Raw genomic sequence first — 20858 nt, 5'->3', positions numbered from 1 at the left:
GTGAAATGTTCTGAAGTGCGGTTCAAACTTTCTTTAATCGGAGTCGAATTGGGCCATTTGCCCGTGAAGGATTTTCGGTAAGAACGGTACCATTTTGCGGTACTTCAATTATATCTTCGTTCACCAAAGCATCGGCAATCTTTCTTACATTTTGCATTTGGTCTTTCCAATTGGGAGTCCCTAGTTGACCTGCCACTTCTGAAGGGCAGTAGGTTTTTTCGTGTCCGCGTTCGATTGCAAACTTCAGGTGTAACTTTCGAATCTGCTCGGCGAATGCCCTTGTCACTGCAAAGCTTTTTGCATTTTCTGTCGGATTTCTTCCAAACAAAGATTGCCCAGACTGCCCTCGTGGGTATGCTGAATGTCTTTTTTCGGTGTAAAACTGCCTGATTCAATTTCTTGACCCATTTTCTTGTAGGCATCCCGAAAGGGCATGCCATTCTTGACCATTTCGTTCAGCGTATCGACACTAAAAAGGTAATCGTATTTAGGGTCATCGAGAATATTTTGATTGACCCTGATTTCCTTTAAACTGAAGGTCATTATTTCGAGACAAGCTTTCGTGTCTTGCAAAGCGGGAACAATGATTTCCTTGACCAGCTGCAGGTCACGGTGATAACCGCTCGGCAGGTTGTTGGTAATCAATGTCAATTGATTTGGAATGGATTGAATTTTGTTGCACTTCGCCCGGATGAGCTCAAACACATCGGGATTCTTTTTGTGTGGCATGATACTGCTGCCCGTGGTCAGTTCGTTGGGGAAGGAGATAAAATCAAAGTTCTGGCTCATGTAAAGCGTAATGTCCATCGCCAATTTGGAAAGTGTACTGGCGATGCAGGAAACTCCAAAAGCAGTGGCCTTCTCAACTTTCCCCCTGCCCATTTGGGCGGCGACCACATTATATTTCAGGGTTTCAAAACCCATTGCTGATGTGGTGAAACTTCGGTCGATTGGGAAGCTGCTTCCGTACCCCGCTGCACTGCCCAACGGATTTTGGTCAGCAACTTTATAGGCCGCTTGTACGAAGTACAAATCATCGATCAAGCTTTCAGCATAAGCTGAGAACCAAAGTCCGAATGAAGAGGGCATGGCAATCTGTAAATGTGTGTAACCGGGGAGCAGTATTTTCTGATGTTTTTCTGCTAATTGCAATAGCATGCCAAACAAGTCTTTGACCTGCGTTTTGATTTCAGTCAGTTCATCTTTCAAGTACAATTGCATGGCGACCAAAACTTGATCGTTTCGTGACCGAGCCGTGTGGATTTTTTTACCGGTATCCCCCAATTTTTCAGTGAGCAAGAACTCAATCTTCGAGTGCATGTCCTCAAAATCATCCTCAATGGTAAACTCTCCTTTTTCGATGGATTTTGCAATGACATCCAACTCCTCGACCAGGGCCTTGCCTTCCTCCTTGGTAATCAAACCGACCTTCGCCAACATCTTGGCATGCGCGGTTGAGGCGATGACATCGTATTTTGCTAGAATTAAATCCAGTTCCCTGTCATTGCCCACGGTAAAGAGGTCTATTTTTTTATCGGTGCTAAAGCCTTTGTCCCAGAGTTTCATCAATTTTTCTTTTTGTCATTCCCGCGAAGGTGGGAACCTATGACACCCCTGCTTCGCTGTCCCCTCAAGGGGACAATTCCTTAATTCAACTTTTAAAAAATCCCTCCAAAATATTAATATACAATCCCACACCCTCAATCACCTCATCCACATAAATAAATTCATCGGCCGAATGTGAACGTGGACTATACCCTGGCCCCAATTTCAACGACTGGCAACTGAGTTTTGCTTGGTCCGACAATGTGGGCGACCCATAGGTTTTTCGGCCCAAGGCAATGCCCGATTGCACCAAAGGATGCTCAATGGCAATTGAAGAACTGTCTTTGTTCAATGATCTCGGGATCAACTGGCAAGGAGTTTCCTTTTGCAGGATTTCATCAATTTCTTTGTTGGTATAGCAATCGTTCACACGGGTGTCAATAACCAAATCGACATGAGCGGGCACTACATTGTGCTGGCTTCCGGCACTTATCTGTGTCACGGTAATCTTGACCGGCCCCAAAACTTCAGAAACCTTTTCAAATTCATAATTTTCGAACCACTGCAACACTTCAGCGGTTTTGTATATGGCACTGTCATCATTTGGATGCGCAGCATGTGAGGGTGTCCCCAAAACCTTACCATCATAGACAATCAGTCCCTTTTCAGCAATGGCCAATTGCATTTCCGTGGGTTCCCCGACGATGGCGACGTCAATCTTGGGCAAAATAGGGAGCAGGGCCGAAAGACTTTTTTCGCCTGCATCCTCTTCCTCGGCAGTGGCGGCCATGATGATGTTGTGGCTGAGGTCTTCCCGTTCATAAAAATGGACAAACGTAGCCAGCAATGAGCATAGTGCCCCTCCCGCATCATTGCTTCCCAAACCGTAGAGTTTTCCATTTTCAATATGGGGATTGAACGGGTCTTTGGTATAAGCGGAATTGGGCTTAACCGTATCGTGGTGCGAGTTCAGCAACAGATTGGGTTTGCTTTTATTGTAATGCTTGTTGAACGCATAAATATTGTTGTATTGGCGCTGTACAACAACACCGAATCCTGACAGCCATTTGGCAATGGCATCGGCGGTTTTATCCTCTTCCTCAGAAAGTGAGGGAATGGAAATCAACTCCTTCAACAGTTCAAGTGCCTCTTTTGCCAGGGTGTCTATATCAATCGTCATAAGGTGAGCGTTGTATAATTTGAATTCTCTTTTTCAAACAGGGTTAAATTACCGATTCTAACTTCGTTGACGTCATGTTGCAGGGCATGAAAACAATTGTGCAGTTTTGGGAGCATGCCATCAGCGATAACACCATCGGATTTTAATTTTTCGTACTCGTCGAAGTCTATTTTTTTGATAAGAGTGGATGGATTATTGACATCGGCCAACACTCCACTCAGTTCAAAACAATAATACAGCGTGACTTCGAAATCGACGCTCAACCCTATCGCCAATTCGGAAGCAATCGTGTCTGCATTGGTGTTGAGCAGCTGCCCTTTTTGGTCGTGGGTAAGTGCACAGAAAACGGGGGTAAGGCCAAGTTCAAGCATGCTCTTTAAAACAGGTGCGTTGATTTGGTCGATATCTCCAGCAAAACCATAATTGATGGTCCCTACCGGTCTTTTATGGGCTTGAATGGCATTGCCGTCGGCACCGCTCATCCCAATGGCATTGCATCCATGGGACTGTAATTGGGCAACCATTTTTTTGTTGGTGAGCCCACCATAGACCATAATGGCCACATCAAGGGCCGCCTCATCAGTGATTCTGCGACCGTCATGCATTTTCGGGGCAATGCCCAGTTTTTTTGAGATTTCGGAAGCTTTTTTGCCTCCGCCATGAACCAAAATCTTGGGGCCTTCCATGGTAGAAAACAATTTCGAAAACCTATCAAGCTCGAGCTTGTTTTCGATAATATTGCCGCCTATTTTTACTATATTAAGTTTTTTCATTCTTAAAGTTTAGCTCCCCTCCTCATACTTCGACTGCGCTCAGCACAGGGCTGAGGAAGGGAAAAGGGAGTTTGATTGTCAAACCCTCCGTCTCCCGCATATGCGAGATCCATCTCCCTTTGACTAAAGGGAGGAGCTGTTATTATTTTTCATTTTTTCAACTCCCCTTCCTGGGAGGGGTGTCCCGACGCTTTGGTCGGGACGGGGAGGGTCTCCAATCCTTTCTGTTCTGGCACCCAGAACACACCCCTGCTTGCAATGTTTCACATTGCTCGCTGTCCCCTCAAGGGGACAATCCATTTAAAATTCTCTTCAAAACCACTTGAGCAGCAAAAGTCCTGTTATTGGCCTGTTCGATGACCAGGCTCTGATGGCCATCCAACACTGCATCTTCAACCACCACATTTCTTCGCACAGGAAGGCAGTGCATAAATTTGGCGGCACCAAGTTTATCCTTTGTCATTATCCAAGCTGGATTTTGATGTAAAACCCTTCCATAATCGGAATAGCTGCTCCAGTTTTTGACATGGACAAAGTTCGCATTTTCAAGGGCTTTTTCCTGTTCATGCACAATTTGGCAGCCTTTTGTGATTTCAGGATTCAAATCATATCCAACGGGATTGGTAATAACGAACTCCGCCTTTTGTATTTTCATCATTTTGACAAAAGAATTTGCTACTGCATGGGGCAATGCCTTGGGATGTGGTGCCCATGAAAGCACTACTTTTGGCCGTTCAATAGTTCGATGCTCTTCGATGGTGATGGCATCGGCCAAAGCCTGTAACGGATGGGCCACTGAACTTTCCATATTGATGATGGGGATTGAGGCGTGTTTTTTGAATCCGTTCAGCACCACTTCTGCCTCGTCTTTTTCTTTATCGATTAGGCCAGCGAAAGCACGTATGGCAACGATATCGGCATATTGTGATACCACTCGTGCTGCTTCTTTGATGTGTTCTGAATTTCTTCCGTCCATAACGGTCCCGTCCTCAAATTCCAATTGCCATCCCTCACTGCCAAAGTTCATGACCATGGTGTTCAACCCCAAATGTTGCGCCGCTTTCTGCGTACTCAAGCGGGTACGCAGGCTGTTGTTGAAAAATAGTAGGCAAATGGTCTTTCGTTTGCCGAGATGTTCAAATCCATACGGATTCTTTTTCAATTCAATGGCTTCCTGTACCGCTGTTTGCAGGTCGCCGATGTCGTGTATGGATAGGTAGTTTTTCATCAATTATTTATTCTTGTCATTCCCGCAAAGGCGGGAATCTCGTTTTTTAACTCCCCTCTATGGAGGGATGATTCCGCTTGTGCGGAATCGGGGTGGGTGTTCAACCCTTTACATTTTTGCAACACCCAATACACCCCTGCTTGCAATGTTTCACATTGCTTCGCCGTCCCCTTAAGGGGACAATTCTTTTTTCAATCCCTCAAAAAACAAATCGATCTGCGCTTTTGTAATGTTCAACGCAGGCAAAAACCGCAATAAGTTTTTATTCGCCGAACCACCCGTGAACATGTGTTGGTTGTAAATCAATTTTTTACGGAGTTCCGATACTTCAGTACCAAATTCCAATCCCAGCATCAGTCCCCTGCCTTTTACTTTTTTTATGGACGGGATTTCTTTCGCTTTTTCCCTAAAATAAGATTCTAGTTGTGCCGCGTTTTCAATAAGATTTTCATTTTCCAAAACCTCTAGAACCGCAAGCGTTGCAACACACGCCAAATGGTTGCCACCGAAAGTGGTACCCAATTGTCCATGCCAAGGCTCAAATTTATTGTGAATCAACACTCCGCCCACTGGAAAGCCATTGCCCATACCTTTTGCCATGGTGATAATATCGGGTAGAATCCCATGGTGCTGAAAAGCAAAGAATTTACCACTCCGCCCGAACCCTGACTGTACCTCGTCTGCAATTAGAACTACACTGCATTTTTTGCATTGTTCTGCAATGAACTGGTAGAATTCTGTAGTGGGTTCGTCCAATCCGCCCACCCCTTGAATGGCTTCCAAAATCACCGCGCAATGGTCGCCTTTGGCGATGGTTTTTTCAAAAGCTTCGAAATCATTTAATGGCAAGAAATCCACTTTTTGCTGCTGGTTTAAAGGGGCGTTTATTCTAGCATTGTCAGTAGCCGCGACCGCAGCGGATGTCCGTCCGTGAAAACTGTTTTTGAACGCAATGACTTTGGCCTTTCCTGTGTGGAAAGACGCCATTTTTAGGGCATTTTCATTGGCTTCGGCCCCTGAACTGCACATAAAGAATTGATAATCCTCACACCCTGAAGCTTTACCTAATTTTTCACTGAGTTCCACCTGTAACGGATTCTTGATGGAATTGCTGTAAAAAGCCATTTTTTGTAGCTGCTCTGTCATGCGTTTCACATAATGTGGATGCGAATGCCCAATGGAGATGACCGCATGCCCGCCATAAAAATCCAGATAGGTTTTGCCTTTATTATCAATGACCTCGATTCCCTTGGCGGAAACCGGGGTTACATCATAGAGTGGATATACGTTGAATAGTTTCATTATTTCTAGCTATACGCTATAGGCTAAACGCCATACGCAATCAGCGTTAGGCGTAAAGCGTATAGCCTTAAATATTCTTTATCTCACTAATCTTTTTATAGGATGCCACGATACCCTGTATGAGCGACGAACTTAGCCCTTTGTGCTCCATTTCGTTCAGGCCCTCAATAGTACAGCCTCTTGGTGTGGTTACCTTATCAATTTCTTCTTCGGGGTGACTGCCCGATTCCACTAAAAGACTGGCCGCTCCGTTACAGGTATGCATGGCGAGCTCTTGGGCCTCTTTGGCATCAAACCCCAATTGTATGGCACCTTGGGTCGTCGCCCGAATCAAGCGCATCCAGAAGGCGATGCCGCTGGCACAGATGACGGTGGCCGCCTGCATCTGCACTTCCGGAATTTCCATGGAATGCCCCATACGGTTGAAAATGGCCTTGGCCAAATCAATCCGTTTTTTACCCAATTCATTGCTGCACAGACAGGTCATGGATTTCCCCACTGAAATGGCCGTGTTGGGCATACTGCGGATGATGTATTTGTCACTCCCGATAATGGCCTCCATTCGGTCAATGCTAAAACCGGTAATCGTGCTGATGACCACATGCTTTTCGGTCAACAAGTCTTTTACATCATGTAGAATGGCTTCGAAGTGGCCGGGCTGTACCGCAAAAATCAAGATATCCGAATTTTTTACGGCCTCAGCATTATCGTTGGTCACCGTTACATTGCCGTATTTCTCAAAATCCTTGATTTCGGAGATGTTCCGTTTGGTCAGGTACATGGTGGTGGCCCCATTGCTGTGCAAAATGCCCTTTGCTATGGACAACCCCAAGTTTCCTGCTCCTATGATCGCTATTTTCATAAATCGTTTAATTTGTCATTCCCGCGAAGGCGGGAATCTCATTATATTTTCAGACCCCTTCGGTCTTCCGCTTTTGCATTGGCTGTGCTTCGACTGCGCTCAGCATGACAGCGGAATCCACCTCCCCTCGCCCTTCGACTACGCTCAGGCTGACAGGGAGGTGCCTTTATTTGTTTCAATTTGTCAAATTCCCCCTTTGAAGGGGGGAATCCTGAATTTATTCAGGATGGGGGATGTTAACACCCCTGCTTGCAATGTTTCACATTGCTTCGCTGTCCCCTCAAGGGGACAATTAATTCATTTCAATATTCCTTTATTGCTCTTACTTGGCTCCAATAAATCCCAAAGGTTTCCATATAAATCTTCAAAAACGGCTACTGTTCCATACGGTTCTTTTTTGGGTTCTCTAACAAACGTAATTTCTTGTTCAAGCATGGTATTGTAATCCCTCCAAAAATCATCGGTAAAGAGAAATAGAAACACCCTGCCCCCAGATTGGTTGCCCACACTTTGCAACTGCTTTTCGTTTGCCGCCTTGGCCAACAAAAGTGAACACTCTGTCGCATGGGGCGGAGAGACGATCACCCATCTTTTATCTGCGTCAAGTTTGGTATCCTCTACCAAATTGAAGTTTAACTTTTTGGTATAAAAATCAATGGCCTCATCATAATCTCGAACAACAAGGGCGATATGTGCTATACTTTGTTTCATATATTTTTTACTTTTTTGTCATTCCCAGGAAGGCGGGAATCCATGACACCCCTGCTTCGCTGTCCCCTCAAGGGGACAATCTGTTAATTCAAATTCTTTAGAAATAAGAGGCTTTCAACTTCAATCCTAAACTTTCTTCTAATCCTAACATAAAATTCATGTTCTGAACAGCCTGTCCTGATGCTCCCTTCAATAAATTATCGATGGCTGAGGTCACCAGTAAGACATCTTCATGTTTGTGCAGATGTATATGGCAATTGTTAGTGTTCACTACTTGTTTTAGATAGATGGGCGCTTCTGAAACATGGGTAAATACGGCGTTGTCATAAAAGTCTTTGTAGAGTTGCATTGCGTCATCCTCGCTTCCCTCAAATTTGGTGTAGGCCGTCGCCAAAATACCGCGGGTAAAGTTTCCTCGGTTTGGGAGAAAATACAATTGGCCGATATCCTTCCCAAAAGAATTCAGGCTCTCTCCAATTTCTCCCAAATGTTGATGGGTAAAGGGCTTGTACCAACTGGCATTGTTGCTACGCCAACTAAAATGCAGGGTCTCAGAGGGCTTTACTCCGGCCCCGGTACTCCCCGTGACCGCATTAATGTGTACCTCATTTTGCAACAAACCTGCTTTTGCCAAGGGCAACAAGGCCAGTTGAATGGCCGTGGCAAAACAACCGGGATTGGCAACGGCCGTGGCATTTTCAATGGCATTCTTGTTGAGTTCTGGAAGTCCATACACAAATTCCCTTCCCCCAAAAACCGCATCGTTTTTTAGCCTGAAATCATTGCTTAAATCGATAAGCAGTGTTTTTTCTGAAAAGGGATGTTCCTTTAAAAATTGGATGGAATTGCCATGTCCCAAACACAAAAAAACGACTTCAACTTCTAAATTGACTTCCCCTGAAAACCGCATATCGGTCTGGCCCAACAGGTCAGGATGGGCCGAACTAACGAGCTTGCCCCCTTTTGTAGTGCTATACACAAAATCGATTTCTACCGCTGGATGATGTAGTAGTAAGCGAATGAGTTCGCCACCCGTGTAGCCAGAGCCCCCTATGATACCTGCTTTAATCATAAATCATTCTTTTTGTCATTCCCACGAAGGTGGGGATCTACCTGACACCCCTGCTTCGCTGTCCCCTCAAGGGTACAATTTCTATTTGTTTTCACTATTAACATAATGCGCAATCTTCCCAGGATTACTCAAAATCTTAATAAATCCTTTGGCATCGTCGGCTGTCCACCCCTTGTTCATTTCGCCATAGCTTCCGAAGGAAGCATTCATCAAATCATGGGGTGATGAAATGCCGTTCAGTTCAAACCTGTAGGGGTAGAGCGTCACAAAGACATCCCCGGACACGTTTTTTTGGGTATCAGTCAAAAAGGCCTCGATGTTTCGCATCACGGCATCCAGATAATTGCCTTCGTGCAGCAACATTCCGTAAAAATTGCCCAACTGTTCTTTTTGGTATTGCTGCCATTTGCTCAATGTGTGCTTTTCCAACAAATGGTGCGCTTTGATGATGATGAGTGGAGCCGCCGCTTCAAAACCGACCCTGCCCTTGATGCCGATAATGGTATCGCCCACATGGATGTCGCGACCGACGGCATATTTTGAGGCGATGGCTTCCAATTTTTCAATGTTTTCAACTGAACTGGCATTTTCTCCATCCAAAGCGACCAGTTCCCCTTTTTCAAAGGTGAGCCTGACCTCTTTGGGCAGTTTGGCTTCCAATTGACTCGGATAGGCACTTTCAGGAAGTGGCAAATGTGACGTCAAGGTCTCTTCACCACCTACCGAAGTGCCCCAAAGTCCGCGGTTGATGGAATATTTAGCCTTTTCCCAAGAATAATTCACACCATTTTCTTTTAGGTAATTGATTTCTGTTTCCCTGGACAATTTGTTATCTCGGATTGGAGTGATGATTTCGATGTCAGGAGCCAGCGTCTGAAAAATCATATCAAAACGCACTTGGTCATTGCCCGCCCCTGTACTGCCGTGGGCAATGTATTTTGCTCCCATCTTTTTGGCGTGGGTTACGATTTCTACAGCCTGAACAATCCGTTCGGCACTGACCGAGAGTGGGTAGGTATTGTTTCGAAGCACGTTGCCAAAGATGAGGTACTTCACCACCTTGTCGTAAAAGTTCTGTACGGCATCGATGGAGGTGTAGCTGGAAGCTCCCAAAGCCAAGGCTTTCTCTTCAATTGTTTTGATTTCTTCTTTTGAAAATCCGCCTGTATTGACACTGACGGCATGCACCTCAAACCCTTTTTCTTTTGAAAGGTATTTGGCACAATATGAGGTGTCGAGGCCGCCGCTGTAGGCGAGTATTAGTTTTTTCATCATTGTTAAGAGTTAAGAGTTAAGAGTGATGAGTTCAGAGATGGAATACTCATAACTCTGAATTCATAATTCATAACTTCTATTTTGTTTTCTTCTTCAAAAACAGTTGTTCCTTAATGCTTTTCAATCGCTGAAAGGTTTTCTTATTGATTTTTTCGGCTTTGGGATGTTTGTTTTTTTCATTGGGGTCGTACAACATACCTGTACAAAGGCACATTTTCTGTTCTGTTCTGGTCAGGATGTCAAAGTTTTTGCACGTTTGGCAGCCTTTCCAAAAATCAGGGTCATCGGTAAGCTCAGAAAAGGTCACCGGTCTGTACCCCAGTTCATAGTTCATCTTCATGACGGCAAGCCCTGTGGTAATCCCAAAGATTTTGGCTTCGGGGAATTTTTCCCGCGACAGCTCAAAAATCCGTTTCTTGATTTTCTTTGCCAGTCCCTGACCCCGATAATCAGGGTGCACGATTAATCCCGAATTGGCGACAAAATCCTTGTTGCCCCACACCTCGATGTAGCAAAATCCGGCAAACTTATCCCCATCCAAAGCGATAACGGCATTACCGTTCTGCAACCGTTTGATGATGTACTCGGGGGTACGCTGGGCAATGCCCGTACCGCGAACCTTGGCAGATTCCGTTATGGTATCGCTGATCATCTGGGCGTACTTATAATGTGATTCGTTGGCAACAGTAATTTCCATTGCTGACTTTTGGATTAAAATAAAAACTGAAAACTTTGGTTTGAAAGGGGATTGGACTCACCTAATCCCAAAAACAGAAATGCACCCTTACGGGCGACGGCGGGGTGCGAACGGACGTACTGGAGCGATTGTGCCCAAAGAAGTGAATATGTGATTGTGTTCGTTCATTATGGGATAAATGTACAAATTATCTGAAACCTCCAACATTTTGTTACTCCTTTTTGCGAATCGATGCAAGAATGTTATGATTTTTCAGGATTTCGTAGCCAAAATAGCCAAACACCAAAAGATATTCAATGGCGAGCAACCTAAGGCTTTCTTTAAAATCCGGTTGGGAGTAGGCAAAATAGCTCAAAACCACCGTAGCGGACCAAAGGATGGTGAACCGATAATGGGTAAAAAGGCTCAAACCCAGCAGAAAGACAATGTACCATGGATGTACCGTTGAGGACAAAAAATAATACCCTGTCAACAATAGCAACATTGAGGTAAACAATGACTGCATCGTTTTGTTGCTCCGAAACACCATCAGTAGCAATGCCAAGAAAAGGGTAAACAAGGGCACAAGGTCGCCGTAGTCTTTAACGACCTCCCAGGGTTTTTCATCGTAATGCCCGACCGCAATGGTCTTGACCAGATTGTAAAACCCCGCATTGAATTCAAAATTGGAGAACCATAGGCCCACGGTCTGCGAATAGTTATCTAGGAATGCTGTGGAATAAAATGGAGCTAAAAAAACCAAACATGACATGACCAACAAAAAGTAAAAAACAACACTTTTTTTAAACCCCAAAAAAGGAAGCAACAGCGGCAAAAACAATACGGGCACCAGTTTCATTAGGATGGAAGCTGCGTACACCGGGGCCGCCCATAGGTGTTTGCCTCTTGAAATGAGGTACATTGACCAAATGAAGAAAAAAAGCATTACCCCTTCAAAGTGGAGGTTTCCGGTCAACTCGATGATGACCAAGGGATTCAAAAAGTACCAGAAAATCAAATGTGGACTTTGATTGAGATGCCGCAACAACTTTCTTCCAAAATATACAATACCAATATCGGCCGCGATGATGATGAGGCGCATCCAAACAATGGAACCCAGCACGCTGCCAAAACCCAAAAAACTGCTGATGGTAAAAATAAATTGGTTGATGGGAGGGTAGTTGCTGTAGTGTCGAGCGCTGAGTTCGCCCATTCCCTCATGGAGAATTTTAGAATTACGAATGTAGAATAACGAGTTTTCTACAACTTCATTAGGAGTATATAAATACGGATTGATGCCTTGATTGATAAATTCACCATCCCAGATAAAGCGGTAAAAATCTTGGGAAAGGTTGGGCTCGGCGATAAGAAAAACCAGTCGGAAAAGAATTCCGGCAACCAGTAAGAATTTAAAATTCCATTTTTCAAACTGTATCAATTTGATCAGGAAGAAGAACAGGGCGACAAAAAGGGCCAGTAGTTTAGGGAAATCTTCCCGTTCTAAATCATAGGCAAAAACCGCATAAAAGAGGATGCTACCCAAAACCAAAAGGATTGGGATTTTGTGGAGCTTCCAATAATTTAAAATGGAGATAGGCATCGATTCTGATTCTTATCAGTCAATGTGAAAAATAGGAAATTAAACTTGAAACCGTCAACGCTTGCAGTAGTCTTATTCCGTCCAGCTTAGTGGTCCAAAAGGGACGTTGCCCAACTCTCCGTCCAAGAGATGGGTAAAATCGATGTATTGGTGTTTTCCTGAATCCACTTCAACAACATACACTCCCCTATACCAGCCTGTAAATGAATAACCTTCATGGGCCAAGAATGCTACATACTTGCCATTGGGCGACCATGCAGGAAATCGGTAGAGCGCGTTGCCCGAGGCAATTTCCTTAAGATTTGACCCGTCGATGTCCATTACCCAGATGCGTTGGTTCCATTCAAAGGCGATGCGCTTGCCTGAAGGGTCCAAATCAGGATTGTTGGGGCCGCTAGAAAGTGTGCCGTCATCAATTTTCTTGAGAGTGCCATTGATTTCTGTGATGTACATACCATCAGACACCAGAAGCAACCGCCCATCTGGCAACCATTCGGGAGCGCCAAAATTATCGAACACCTTGATGATTTCTTTGTTTTTGATAATGACTGTACTGTAGCGATACCCATTGTTCAAATAGTATTTGGCTTCGGCCGCAATCAATTTTTTATCGGGAGACAGCCGTGCGAATTCAAAAGCGGTGGAAAGATACCCTGGATTCGGAATTTCACTACTGCACATACTGACAATGGTCTCTTTACCATTCTCTTCATGAATGACCAAGCGATTTACGTCATCACCACAGCCCTTTGCCAGTATAATATCACCTTTGGCATGACGCCACGGATGTGACCCATAGCCCAGTCTTTTTTTTCGGATATCTGATAAATTCACTTCTACAATGCCCACCGGAACGCCCCTGTAAGGCTGATATTCCAAGAATGTAAGTTTGCCGTTAAGCCTAAAATTTCCCTGGGATGTATTTTTCTGACTGCCGGCCCTATTGCAAGATAAAAAGGTGAAAATAGCAATCAAGCAAATACCGATGGAAGCAGATTTTGGCATAGCGAGGCGTTTTGATAAATATACGGTATTTACCAGTCCTCGAATATGTAAAAAGAAAATACTTGCTGCCTATGCCTTGGCCACCAACGACTTAAAGAACACAAAGCCAAAGCCGAGAAACAACATCAAATGGAAAGGAAACAATCCGTAATCGTTTAAGGGTACAGCACTGTACATTCCGAAGAGGAAGTAAATCATTAATGCAAACTCCAAAATCATGTTCGGAGATAACTTTTTGGCGAGATACTTATTACCCTTCCAACTATCGGTCAGACTGTTGATGTTGAACTTTGGCGTACGCACAAATTCGCTTCGCTTGCCCAAATGGCCTTCCAAAACGGCGATGGAGTTGTGCAATGACAGGCCTAAAGCCACGGAGAAGAAAGTGAAGAACAATTTGATATAATCGACAAACTTGTCAAAACCGCCTCCCTGCATGCTTTTATAGGTAAACCAATAGCAGAAGAACAAGATGATGGTACTTACAATAAAGAAACTGGTCACTTCGAACACCCAGTCCAAATGTCCGTAGGTGTTTTTGATGTACAGCATCGGAATACTCAAGATAGATACCAAGAACACGCACAAAAACATGGAGCTGTTCAACAGGTGCATCACCCCGTGAAACTTGGTTTTAAAGTCAATGTTTTTTGCCGATATGACGCTCCATACCGACTTTCTAAAGTTTTCGGCCCCGCCCTTGTTCCAACGGAACTGTTGTGAACGGGCAGCGCTCATCACCACGGGAAGCTCTGCGGGAGTTTCCACATCCTCCAGATATTTGAATTTCCAGTTTTTTAACTGGGCGCGGTAGCTTAGATCCAAGTCTTCGGTGAGGGTGTCGCCCTCCCAGTTGCCTGCATCCAAAATACATTGCTTTCTCCAGATACCAGCGGTGCCGTTGAAATTGATAAAATGCCCTTTGGAGTTTCGCCCAACTTGTTCCAAGGTAAAGTGAGCATCTAGAGCAAAGGCCTGTATTCGGGTCAAGGTGGAATAGTCACGGTTGATATGTCCCCAACGGGTCTGCACCACCCCGATTTCAGGGTCTTTAAAGTAAGGCACGGTTTTCTTCAACCAATCACTTTCGGGCATAAAGTCGGCATCGAAAATCGCCACAAAGTCTCCTTTTGCGATGGCCAAGCCTTCTTTTAGGGCACCTGCTTTAAAACCAATGCGGTTTACCCTGGTGATGTGTTGAATATCCAAACCAGTGTCCTGCAATTCCTTTACGCGTTTTGCCGTATCATGAACGGTGTCGTCAGTGGAGTCATCCAATACCTGTATTTCGAGTTTGCTCTTTGGGTATTCGATTTTTGCGATATTGTCCAACAACCGTTGCATCACATACTCTTCGTTGTACACGGGAAGTTGTATGGTCACATGGGGAATTTCCCTTGGGTCGAGCAGATTGAATTTTGGCGCTTCCTCATTTCGCTTTTTGTACGTCAAATAATTGATGAGCAAATTCAGTTGCGCGAGGCTGTAAAAAAATATCAGCATGAGCGCAATGCTGTAGATTGCGATGATGATGTAAGCGATGGTCAACCCTATTATCATTTGATACTGTATTTAAAAATCCAACCCAAAATTTTTACGCCTGCAAATATAGCACCTTTTACGGTTCCTGAAACTTTTGAGACACCTATTCGACGTTTGTAACGTACAGGTACCTCTTTGTACGCCAGTTTTTTACGAATTGCCTTCAGTTGCATCTCCACCGTCCACCCGTAGGTTTTGTCCTCCATCTGCAATTCTTTGAGTTTTTCGTACTTAATGGCACGAAATGGCCCCAAATCCGTAAATTTTGCCCCAAAAAATATGCGCATCAAAAATGTGGCCAACCAATTGCCAAAAACTTGCGGAAAGGTCATTGAACCCGTTTCTCTCAACTCTTTTTTTCGTGCACCGATGACCAAATCCATGTTTTGGTTTATAATTGGGGCGACTATGTTGTCCAATTCCTCTGGATAATCGGAATAGTCTCCATCAAGAAATACGATAATGTCGGGTCGTTTGGATTGTTTATCGATGTAATCCATTCCCGCCAAACATGCATATCCGTAGCCTGGACGCGGTTCATCCACCACGGTAGCCCCTGCTGCCATTGCATTTTCAGCGGTATTGTCTGTGGAATTGTTGTTGACCACGATAACTTCGGAAACCGATTTCGGAATGTCGTTGATGACCTTTGGTATGGATTCTTCCTCGTTGAAGGCAGGAATGATGACTTTGATACTAGGCTCGGATTGCATTACTTAAGGTCAGAGAGTTTGTTTTCCCTTCTGAAGGCACCAAAGCTAAACCATTCCTTAACCTTTTTGCCGTTCTTGAATTTTTCCGCTGATTTCAGTTCCTCGTCCACATATTTCAAGCAATACCCGTTTTTCACACCGTCTTGCAATTGGCATTTGTGGTTGATTTTCTCGTTCTCATCGTAAAACAACCACCATTTTACTTTTTTTCCTTGGGATACATGGCCTTCCATTTCCAGCTTTCCCTCCTTGGTATAAAAATACCAGTAACCATTTCGCAGGTCCATTCTATAATGTCCTTGGGATTCAAGATTTTCGTTGGGATGGTACATTTTCCAAAAATCCTCTTTCAATCCGTTTTGCTTCCAGCCCTCGGCGGCAAGGTTTCCGTTGTCATGGTAGGTGCGGTCGTACATCCGCTTTGCGGGAAGCAATCCGACCACGAAAAGAACAATGAAAATCCGCAACATCTATTTTTGGTTCACCAGTTTCATCAAATCCACATCATTGCCCAACAACACCTGATTGCTGTCAATACGCCCTTTTCGTGGTCCGTTTTCCAATTTTAACACACCCCTTGGACAAACCGCGGAACAAATACCGCAGCCCACACAACTGGAGCGAACAATGTTTTCGCCTTTTTGGGCATAGGCACGCACATCGATGCCCATCTCACAATAGGTGGAGCAGTTGCCGCATGAGATACACTGACCACCGTTGGTCGTAATCCTGAACTTAGAGAATAACCGTTGCTGAAAGCCCAGAATGGCCGCCATGGGGCATCCGAAGCGGCACCACACACGGTTACCAAGCAGGGGGTACAATCCCACTCCGATGACCCCACTGAATACGGCACCAATCAAAAACGCATACCATTTTTTTAAGGAACTGGCTTTAAAAAGAAAAACGTTGCCATCACCACTAAAAAAATGCATACCAATCAATACCATAATGATGACGAAGTAGCCGATGGCACCGTATTTGGCATCTTTTTGCAATTGTTCCCTTCTGAACAGCATCACCCATGTAAATACCGCCGTGAGAAGAATGGCGACGCCAGCGAGAAAAATATCCTTGGTCAACCAATATTTACTGGAATCGTTCCCGAGATAGGAATACACCACTGCCGTGGTCATCAAGGTCACGAACACCACAACGCTGTGCACCACCCAACGTTCCACCTTCCAAGCAAACATACTTTTGTCGCTGAGATGTCGAAACGGGTCGCCTGCGGTCTCAGCCAAGCCGCCACAACCACAGACCCAAGAGCAGTACCATCGCTTTCCATATTTATAGGTAAGGATGGGAGTAATCACAAAAATGGAAGCAATACCAAAAATGAGCATGGCAAAGCCAATGTTCCCTGCACTCAAGAAATCGTTGATGCGGTATTGGTCAAAATTGTAATAGTTGAGGGGCCAAACATTCTTTAAATCATAATAGGGCAGGCTGCCCCCGTTCAAGACCGAACTTCCGTTGAGCCGTGCCATGAGTTCGGGTATGATAAAGGCAAAACCTGTCTGAAAGAACATGACACTGATGGTACGGATGATTTCATAACGGTTATGGCGATATTTCCAGATAAACTTTATGCCGAAAATCAATATGGCCACGGTATACAACGTGCCATAAACGAACCATTGGCTGGCCGGGTTGCCGCTTAATGCCCTGCTCAATGGGTCGAAAAGCGCAATGATGCCTTTATTGTTGCCATCTTTTACCAAGCCCATATATTCGGGGAAGAAATAGAGAATGACATAGAATCCCGTGAGAGCGATTCCTGTGATCCATCCCAAAATTCCGATTCCTGAAATGGATTTAAACCAAACCCCGTCATTTTTGATGCCCGCATGTTTGTCCAAATACAAATCCCAAGCAAACCAAATGGTGCCCACGCTCATCGACACCAGCGAAATGGTCAACCAAAGTGCCTTGTTCGGAAAGTTCACATTGAAGAGTGCCAACACCAAAATACCAAGGCCCACCATGCCCAGGGCAGTGGCCAGTTTTTGGTTCAGGCTCAATTTTTTCGGGGGTTGGCCGGTAAGGGCCATACTTCTATCGTAAGTGCTCATGTTGTTGTTATTGGTTAAAGGTTAATGGTTAAAAGGAGATAAAAACTTCCGATTAACCAATAACAATTCACTATTAACTAATCTGAAAGATTCTTTTAATGCTTTTCTTTTTCGGTTTGATGGATTTCCCAAATGCTGAATTGTATTTCGATAGGATTTCCTTTTCGTGGTTTTTATAAAACTCAGGGTCAAAATTGGCGTCGATGAGGTGTTCCATCACAAAATCGACATCGCGTTCTTCGGTCAGCCAGCGGTCGAAAACAGGATGCCGCATCCGGATGCCAAAGGTGTTGATGCCCAAAAATTGATGGGTCTCTTTGTGAAAGGCCACTGTGATGCACAGTTTTTCCTCATCATGTCGCCAATGGAAATGTTGTTCGTAATCGGGCCTTCCCTTTCTTCCAAAAACCCAACCATAGGTTTGGTACTCAATATCCAAGAACTTGGCTGAGTTGAACCAATGCCCTGGGCTGTATTGTATTCTATTGCCACAAATAGTCTGTGCCACCGTTTCGCCCATCATTCTACCCGTATACCAAACCGCTTCAATAGGCCTTCGGTTGCCAATCGCCTCATGCTGTTCGGCACAATCGCCGATGGCATACACATCTTTGATGTTGGTTTCAAGAAAACGGTTCACCTTGATGCCACGCCCAAGCTCAATACCGGAATCTTTTAGAAAATCGATGTTCGGGGTCACCCCAGCGGTCAGTCCGACCATATCGCACTCGATGGTGTCGCCCTTGTCTGTCGTCACGGCTTTCACCTTACCATTTTCATTAGGCACTATTTCAACCAAATTGGTATCCAATCGCAAATCAATGTGATGTTCACGAATGTGTTCGTTTAGCATTTGCGATTCCCCTTCGGGAAGCACACCATTCCAAAAACTATTTTCCCGTACCAAAAAGGTGACAGGAATGTCACGGCTTCGTAACATTTCACAGAGTTCGATTCCGATAAGGCCGCCACCAACGACCACGGCTCGTTTACAAACATCTTTGTTCGGAGCGTTGACTTCGAGTAAATCCAAATCCTGCTTTGAGACCAATCCCTGAACGCCATGTAGGTCTTGACCAGGCCATCCAAACTTATTCGGTTTTGAGCCCGTGGCCAGAATCAACTTGTCATAATGAAAGGTTCTAGAACCATCAAGTATCAATTTTTTGTTTTCCACATCGACCTGGTTCACGTAGCCGCGCACCAATTCAATATTGTTTTTTTGCCAAAACCAATCTTCATACGGCTTGATATGGTCAAATTTCATGTGGCCCATGTACACGTACATCAGGGCGGTTCTTGAAAAGAAATGGTCGGTCTCGGCCGAAATGATTATGATTCGCTTGTCGGAAAGCTTTCTGATGTGCCTTGCGGCAGTCACGCCTGCAATACCGTTTCCGATGATGACGATGTTCTCCATGATGTGGAATTGGTTGGAAATTGGGTCGCCATTAAAGATAAAAACTTAATGCGACGCTGTAATTTAGAAAGAATTTAAATTTTAAGGGTTGCTGTAAGGTTATGATGGTTTTGACGTACGTGCAGTATGTTGATACTGAGAATATTAAATATTTCTTAAAACCCAACTTTTTTGTATGCCGTAGGTATTTGGCACGACTGAAGCCCAGAATTTAAACAACTAGCGAATTCATTATGAAAACAAATATGACAATATTGACCTTGTTTCTAACACTGTTTGTGCAGTTGGGAATGACCCAAGATACCGAGAGTTTCTTTACCAAGGCGGATGCTTTTTTTGGCAAGCACGTGAAGAATGGGTTGGTGGATTACAAAGCCATTAAAGAGAATCCATCGGAGTTACATTCGATTTTAGAACTGGCCAAAGATATTTCTGTATCAAAAAGCGATTCAAAAACCTATCAGGCTTTTTGGATCAACGGGTATAATCTTTATGTTATTAAAGGGATTGTGGATAACTATCCCGTGAAATCCCCTTTAGACATTAACGGTTTTTTTGACAAGACCAAGCGGGAAATCGGTGGAAAGCAGATTACCCTGAACGATATTGAAAACAAGCTGTTGCGAGCGAATTTTCCTAGGGAGGCCCGCTTTCATTTTGTACTGGTCTGTGCCGGTTTGGGCTGTCCGCCCATTATTAATGAGGCATATACCCTCGATTCATTGGAATCGCAATTGCAAAGGCAAACAGAGCTAGCACTGAACAATCCCGATTTTATCAAGGTCAAGGGAAACAAAGTGCAGCTCTCACAAATTTTTGAGTGGTACAAAAGTGATTTTACCCAAGGTGGGAAATCCGAAGTGGAATTTATCAACCAATACCGCACCGAAAAGATAGATTCAGATGTCAAAGTGGGTTATTATGCTTATGACTGGACGCTGAACGCAACCAAGTAAAAACAAAAACTTTCTAAAATTAAATCATGAAAATTTCAAAATTCCATATCCTTATGGCCGGAATGTTATTGTTCACATTGAACCTACTGGCCCAAGATGATGACCAAGACCCCACAGCGCAGGGTAGTGTCATCCAAAATCTAACTCCTTCTAAACTTATTGCCAAAGGGCAATGGGATATTAAGCTCTTTAATAACCTTTACACGCAAACTGAAAGTACCTTCGCTTCTGAAGATGGCATTCGACAGAACTTTTTTACCTCGACTTTGGAGGCCTTTACCGGGGTTTCAGATACAAGAAGGGTGAACTTGGGTGCCATTTTGGAATACCGTGCCAATGGTCGGGATTTTGTCTCCCCAACTGGGGGAACGGAGCGGAGGACAACATCAGGTCTTACCTCTATTGCACCGGCCATAAAAGTGGTTCCCTTTAAGAATGTAGGTAATTTTTCTATTTTGAGTGCTTTTTCAATTCCGTTGATTGATAGCGAGGTTGACGATAATGGGGTGTTTCTGGACCAAAAGGGATTCACTTGGCAAAATCGATTTTTTTACGATTACACATTCCCTGGCAAAAAATGGCAGATTTTTTCCGAAATCAATTCAGAATTCAATTTTGGGGATAAGGAAGAGAGTTTTGCCAATAACAGCCTTAGGTTGACTCCTGGGGTGTTTTTAAGTTATTTTCCAAGTTCAAAATTCACGGTTCTGGTTTTGGGTCAACATACTGAGTTGGTCGATTTGGGCAACGACTTCAGCCAAAACTTTACCGCATTGGGTGGCGGAGCCAAATATCAACTGACCGATGAATTGAATGTTGAAGTGTTGTATACCAACTTTGTTAGGGGTAGGGACACGGGTCTAGGTGAAACATTTAACATAGGTTTACGGGCGGTATTCTAGCCCATATCTGCAAAAAAACTA

20 protein-coding genes are annotated in these 20858 nt (G+C 44.3%); 2 read left to right on the top strand and 18 right to left on the bottom strand.

Annotated elements, in window-relative coordinates:
* Positions 1-22: 22 nt before the first annotated feature.
* From AAAH86_RS12720 to AAAH86_RS12635, 18 genes are all read right to left on the bottom strand, one after another.
* The gene (locus AAAH86_RS12720; RefSeq protein WP_343488024.1) at positions 23-286 is read right to left on the bottom strand and encodes a DUF3253 domain-containing protein; all 264 of its coding nucleotides are present in this window, start codon (positions 284-286) and stop codon (positions 23-25) included.
* Positions 283-1566, bottom strand: a complete 1284-nt coding sequence (argH, locus tag AAAH86_RS12715) for an argininosuccinate lyase (protein ID WP_343488023.1) — start codon at positions 1564-1566, stop codon at positions 283-285. The genes AAAH86_RS12720 and argH overlap by 4 nt, the downstream gene beginning before the upstream one ends.
* A gap of 85 nt (positions 1567-1651) precedes the next feature.
* Positions 1652-2725 carry a M20 family metallo-hydrolase gene (locus AAAH86_RS12710; RefSeq protein WP_343488022.1) on the bottom strand — a complete coding sequence of 358 codons (1074 nt, stop codon included), beginning with the start codon at positions 2723-2725 and terminating at the stop codon, positions 1652-1654.
* Positions 2722-3498, bottom strand: coding sequence for an acetylglutamate kinase (gene argB / locus AAAH86_RS12705; RefSeq protein ID WP_343488021.1), 777 nt, complete (start codon positions 3496-3498; stop codon positions 2722-2724). Before argB ends, AAAH86_RS12710 begins: the two co-directional genes overlap by 4 nt.
* A gap of 283 nt (positions 3499-3781) precedes the next feature.
* On the bottom strand, positions 3782-4726 hold the full coding sequence (locus tag AAAH86_RS12700; protein WP_343488020.1) for an acetylornithine carbamoyltransferase: 945 nt from the start codon (positions 4724-4726) through the stop codon (positions 3782-3784).
* A 171-nt stretch (positions 4727-4897) separates the two neighbouring features.
* The gene (locus AAAH86_RS12695) at positions 4898-6028 is read right to left on the bottom strand and encodes an aminotransferase class III-fold pyridoxal phosphate-dependent enzyme (RefSeq protein WP_343488019.1); all 1131 of its coding nucleotides are present in this window, start codon (positions 6026-6028) and stop codon (positions 4898-4900) included.
* Between the two features lie 67 nt (positions 6029-6095).
* A complete protein-coding gene (proC, locus tag AAAH86_RS12690; protein ID WP_343488018.1) occupies positions 6096-6890 on the bottom strand; it encodes a pyrroline-5-carboxylate reductase in 795 nt (264 codons plus the stop codon).
* A gap of 297 nt (positions 6891-7187) precedes the next feature.
* Positions 7188-7601: a VOC family protein gene (locus AAAH86_RS12685; protein WP_343488017.1), complete on the bottom strand. Its 414-nt coding sequence runs from the start codon at positions 7599-7601 to the stop codon at positions 7188-7190.
* Positions 7602-7698: 97 nt separating this feature from the next.
* Positions 7699-8673, bottom strand: a complete 975-nt coding sequence (gene argC, locus AAAH86_RS12680) for an N-acetyl-gamma-glutamyl-phosphate reductase (RefSeq protein WP_343488016.1) — start codon at positions 8671-8673, stop codon at positions 7699-7701.
* A gap of 81 nt (positions 8674-8754) precedes the next feature.
* Positions 8755-9945 carry an argininosuccinate synthase gene (argG, locus tag AAAH86_RS12675; RefSeq protein WP_343488363.1) on the bottom strand — a complete coding sequence of 397 codons (1191 nt, stop codon included), beginning with the start codon at positions 9943-9945 and terminating at the stop codon, positions 8755-8757.
* Positions 9946-10024: 79 nt separating this feature from the next.
* Positions 10025-10645, bottom strand: coding sequence for a GNAT family N-acetyltransferase (locus AAAH86_RS12670; RefSeq protein WP_343488015.1), 621 nt, complete (start codon positions 10643-10645; stop codon positions 10025-10027).
* Between the two features lie 211 nt (positions 10646-10856).
* Positions 10857-12167, bottom strand: a complete 1311-nt coding sequence (locus AAAH86_RS12665) for a mannosyltransferase (RefSeq protein WP_343488014.1) — start codon at positions 12165-12167, stop codon at positions 10857-10859.
* A 129-nt stretch (positions 12168-12296) separates the two neighbouring features.
* Entirely contained in the window at positions 12297-13229 is a 933-nt protein-coding gene (locus AAAH86_RS12660) for a hypothetical protein (RefSeq protein ID WP_343488013.1), read from the bottom strand.
* A 69-nt stretch (positions 13230-13298) separates the two neighbouring features.
* A complete protein-coding gene (locus AAAH86_RS12655) occupies positions 13299-14783 on the bottom strand; it encodes a cellulose synthase family protein (RefSeq protein ID WP_343488362.1) in 1485 nt (494 codons plus the stop codon).
* A gap of 2 nt (positions 14784-14785) precedes the next feature.
* Positions 14786-15484: a glycosyltransferase family 2 protein gene (locus tag AAAH86_RS12650; protein ID WP_343488012.1), complete on the bottom strand. Its 699-nt coding sequence runs from the start codon at positions 15482-15484 to the stop codon at positions 14786-14788.
* Positions 15484-15954, bottom strand: coding sequence for a hypothetical protein (locus tag AAAH86_RS12645; protein WP_343488011.1), 471 nt, complete (start codon positions 15952-15954; stop codon positions 15484-15486). Before AAAH86_RS12645 ends, AAAH86_RS12650 begins: the two co-directional genes overlap by 1 nt.
* Entirely contained in the window at positions 15955-17559 is a 1605-nt protein-coding gene (locus AAAH86_RS12640) for a 4Fe-4S dicluster domain-containing protein (protein WP_343488010.1), read from the bottom strand.
* A gap of 73 nt (positions 17560-17632) precedes the next feature.
* On the bottom strand, positions 17633-18979 hold the full coding sequence (locus AAAH86_RS12635) for an FAD-dependent oxidoreductase (RefSeq protein ID WP_343488009.1): 1347 nt from the start codon (positions 18977-18979) through the stop codon (positions 17633-17635).
* A gap of 233 nt (positions 18980-19212) precedes the next feature.
* On the opposite strand from AAAH86_RS12635, the gene AAAH86_RS12630 reads away from it, so the two are divergent.
* Positions 19213-19935, top strand: a complete 723-nt coding sequence (locus AAAH86_RS12630) for a DUF547 domain-containing protein (protein WP_343488008.1) — start codon at positions 19213-19215, stop codon at positions 19933-19935.
* Between the two features lie 26 nt (positions 19936-19961).
* On the top strand, positions 19962-20837 hold the full coding sequence (locus AAAH86_RS12625) for a hypothetical protein (RefSeq protein WP_343488007.1): 876 nt from the start codon (positions 19962-19964) through the stop codon (positions 20835-20837).
* The last annotated feature ends 21 nt before the right edge of the window (positions 20838-20858 follow it).

The organism is Allomuricauda sp. d1, assembly GCF_039592695.1.
Lineage (GTDB): Bacteria > Bacteroidota > Bacteroidia > Flavobacteriales > Flavobacteriaceae > Flagellimonas_A.
Note: the sequence above shows the minus strand (reverse complement) of the source record. Positions and strands in the feature narration are given on the sequence as shown.

Bases quoted from the DNA above. Each gene is read 5' to 3' on its own strand.
- AAAH86_RS12625 (WP_343488007.1), top strand. From the start codon at position 19,962: ATGAAAATTTCAAAATTCCATATCCTTATGGCCGGAATGTTATTGTTC.
- AAAH86_RS12660 (WP_343488013.1), bottom strand. From the start codon at position 13,229: ATGCCAAAATCTGCTTCCATCGGTATTTGCTTGATTGCTATTTTCACC.
- AAAH86_RS12650 (WP_343488012.1), bottom strand. From the start codon at position 15,484: ATGCAATCCGAGCCTAGTATCAAAGTCATCATTCCTGCCTTCAACGAG.
- argB (WP_343488021.1), bottom strand. From the start codon at position 3,498: ATGAAAAAACTTAATATAGTAAAAATAGGCGGCAATATTATCGAAAAC.
- argC (WP_343488016.1), bottom strand. From the start codon at position 8,673: ATGATTAAAGCAGGTATCATAGGGGGCTCTGGCTACACGGGTGGCGAA.
- AAAH86_RS12685 (WP_343488017.1), bottom strand. From the start codon at position 7,601: ATGAAACAAAGTATAGCACATATCGCCCTTGTTGTTCGAGATTATGAT.
- AAAH86_RS12700 (WP_343488020.1), bottom strand. From the start codon at position 4,726: ATGAAAAACTACCTATCCATACACGACATCGGCGACCTGCAAACAGCG.
- argG (WP_343488363.1), bottom strand. From the start codon at position 9,945: ATGAAAAAACTAATACTCGCCTACAGCGGCGGCCTCGACACCTCATAT.
- argH (WP_343488023.1), bottom strand. From the start codon at position 1,566: ATGAAACTCTGGGACAAAGGCTTTAGCACCGATAAAAAAATAGACCTC.
- proC (WP_343488018.1), bottom strand. From the start codon at position 6,890: ATGAAAATAGCGATCATAGGAGCAGGAAACTTGGGGTTGTCCATAGCA.
- AAAH86_RS12635 (WP_343488009.1), bottom strand. From the start codon at position 18,979: ATGGAGAACATCGTCATCATCGGAAACGGTATTGCAGGCGTGACTGCC.
- AAAH86_RS12630 (WP_343488008.1), top strand. From the start codon at position 19,213: ATGAAAACAAATATGACAATATTGACCTTGTTTCTAACACTGTTTGTG.
- AAAH86_RS12640 (WP_343488010.1), bottom strand. From the start codon at position 17,559: ATGAGCACTTACGATAGAAGTATGGCCCTTACCGGCCAACCCCCGAAA.
- AAAH86_RS12695 (WP_343488019.1), bottom strand. From the start codon at position 6,028: ATGAAACTATTCAACGTATATCCACTCTATGATGTAACCCCGGTTTCC.
- AAAH86_RS12710 (WP_343488022.1), bottom strand. From the start codon at position 2,725: ATGACGATTGATATAGACACCCTGGCAAAAGAGGCACTTGAACTGTTG.
- AAAH86_RS12670 (WP_343488015.1), bottom strand. From the start codon at position 10,645: ATGGAAATTACTGTTGCCAACGAATCACATTATAAGTACGCCCAGATG.
- AAAH86_RS12645 (WP_343488011.1), bottom strand. From the start codon at position 15,954: ATGTTGCGGATTTTCATTGTTCTTTTCGTGGTCGGATTGCTTCCCGCA.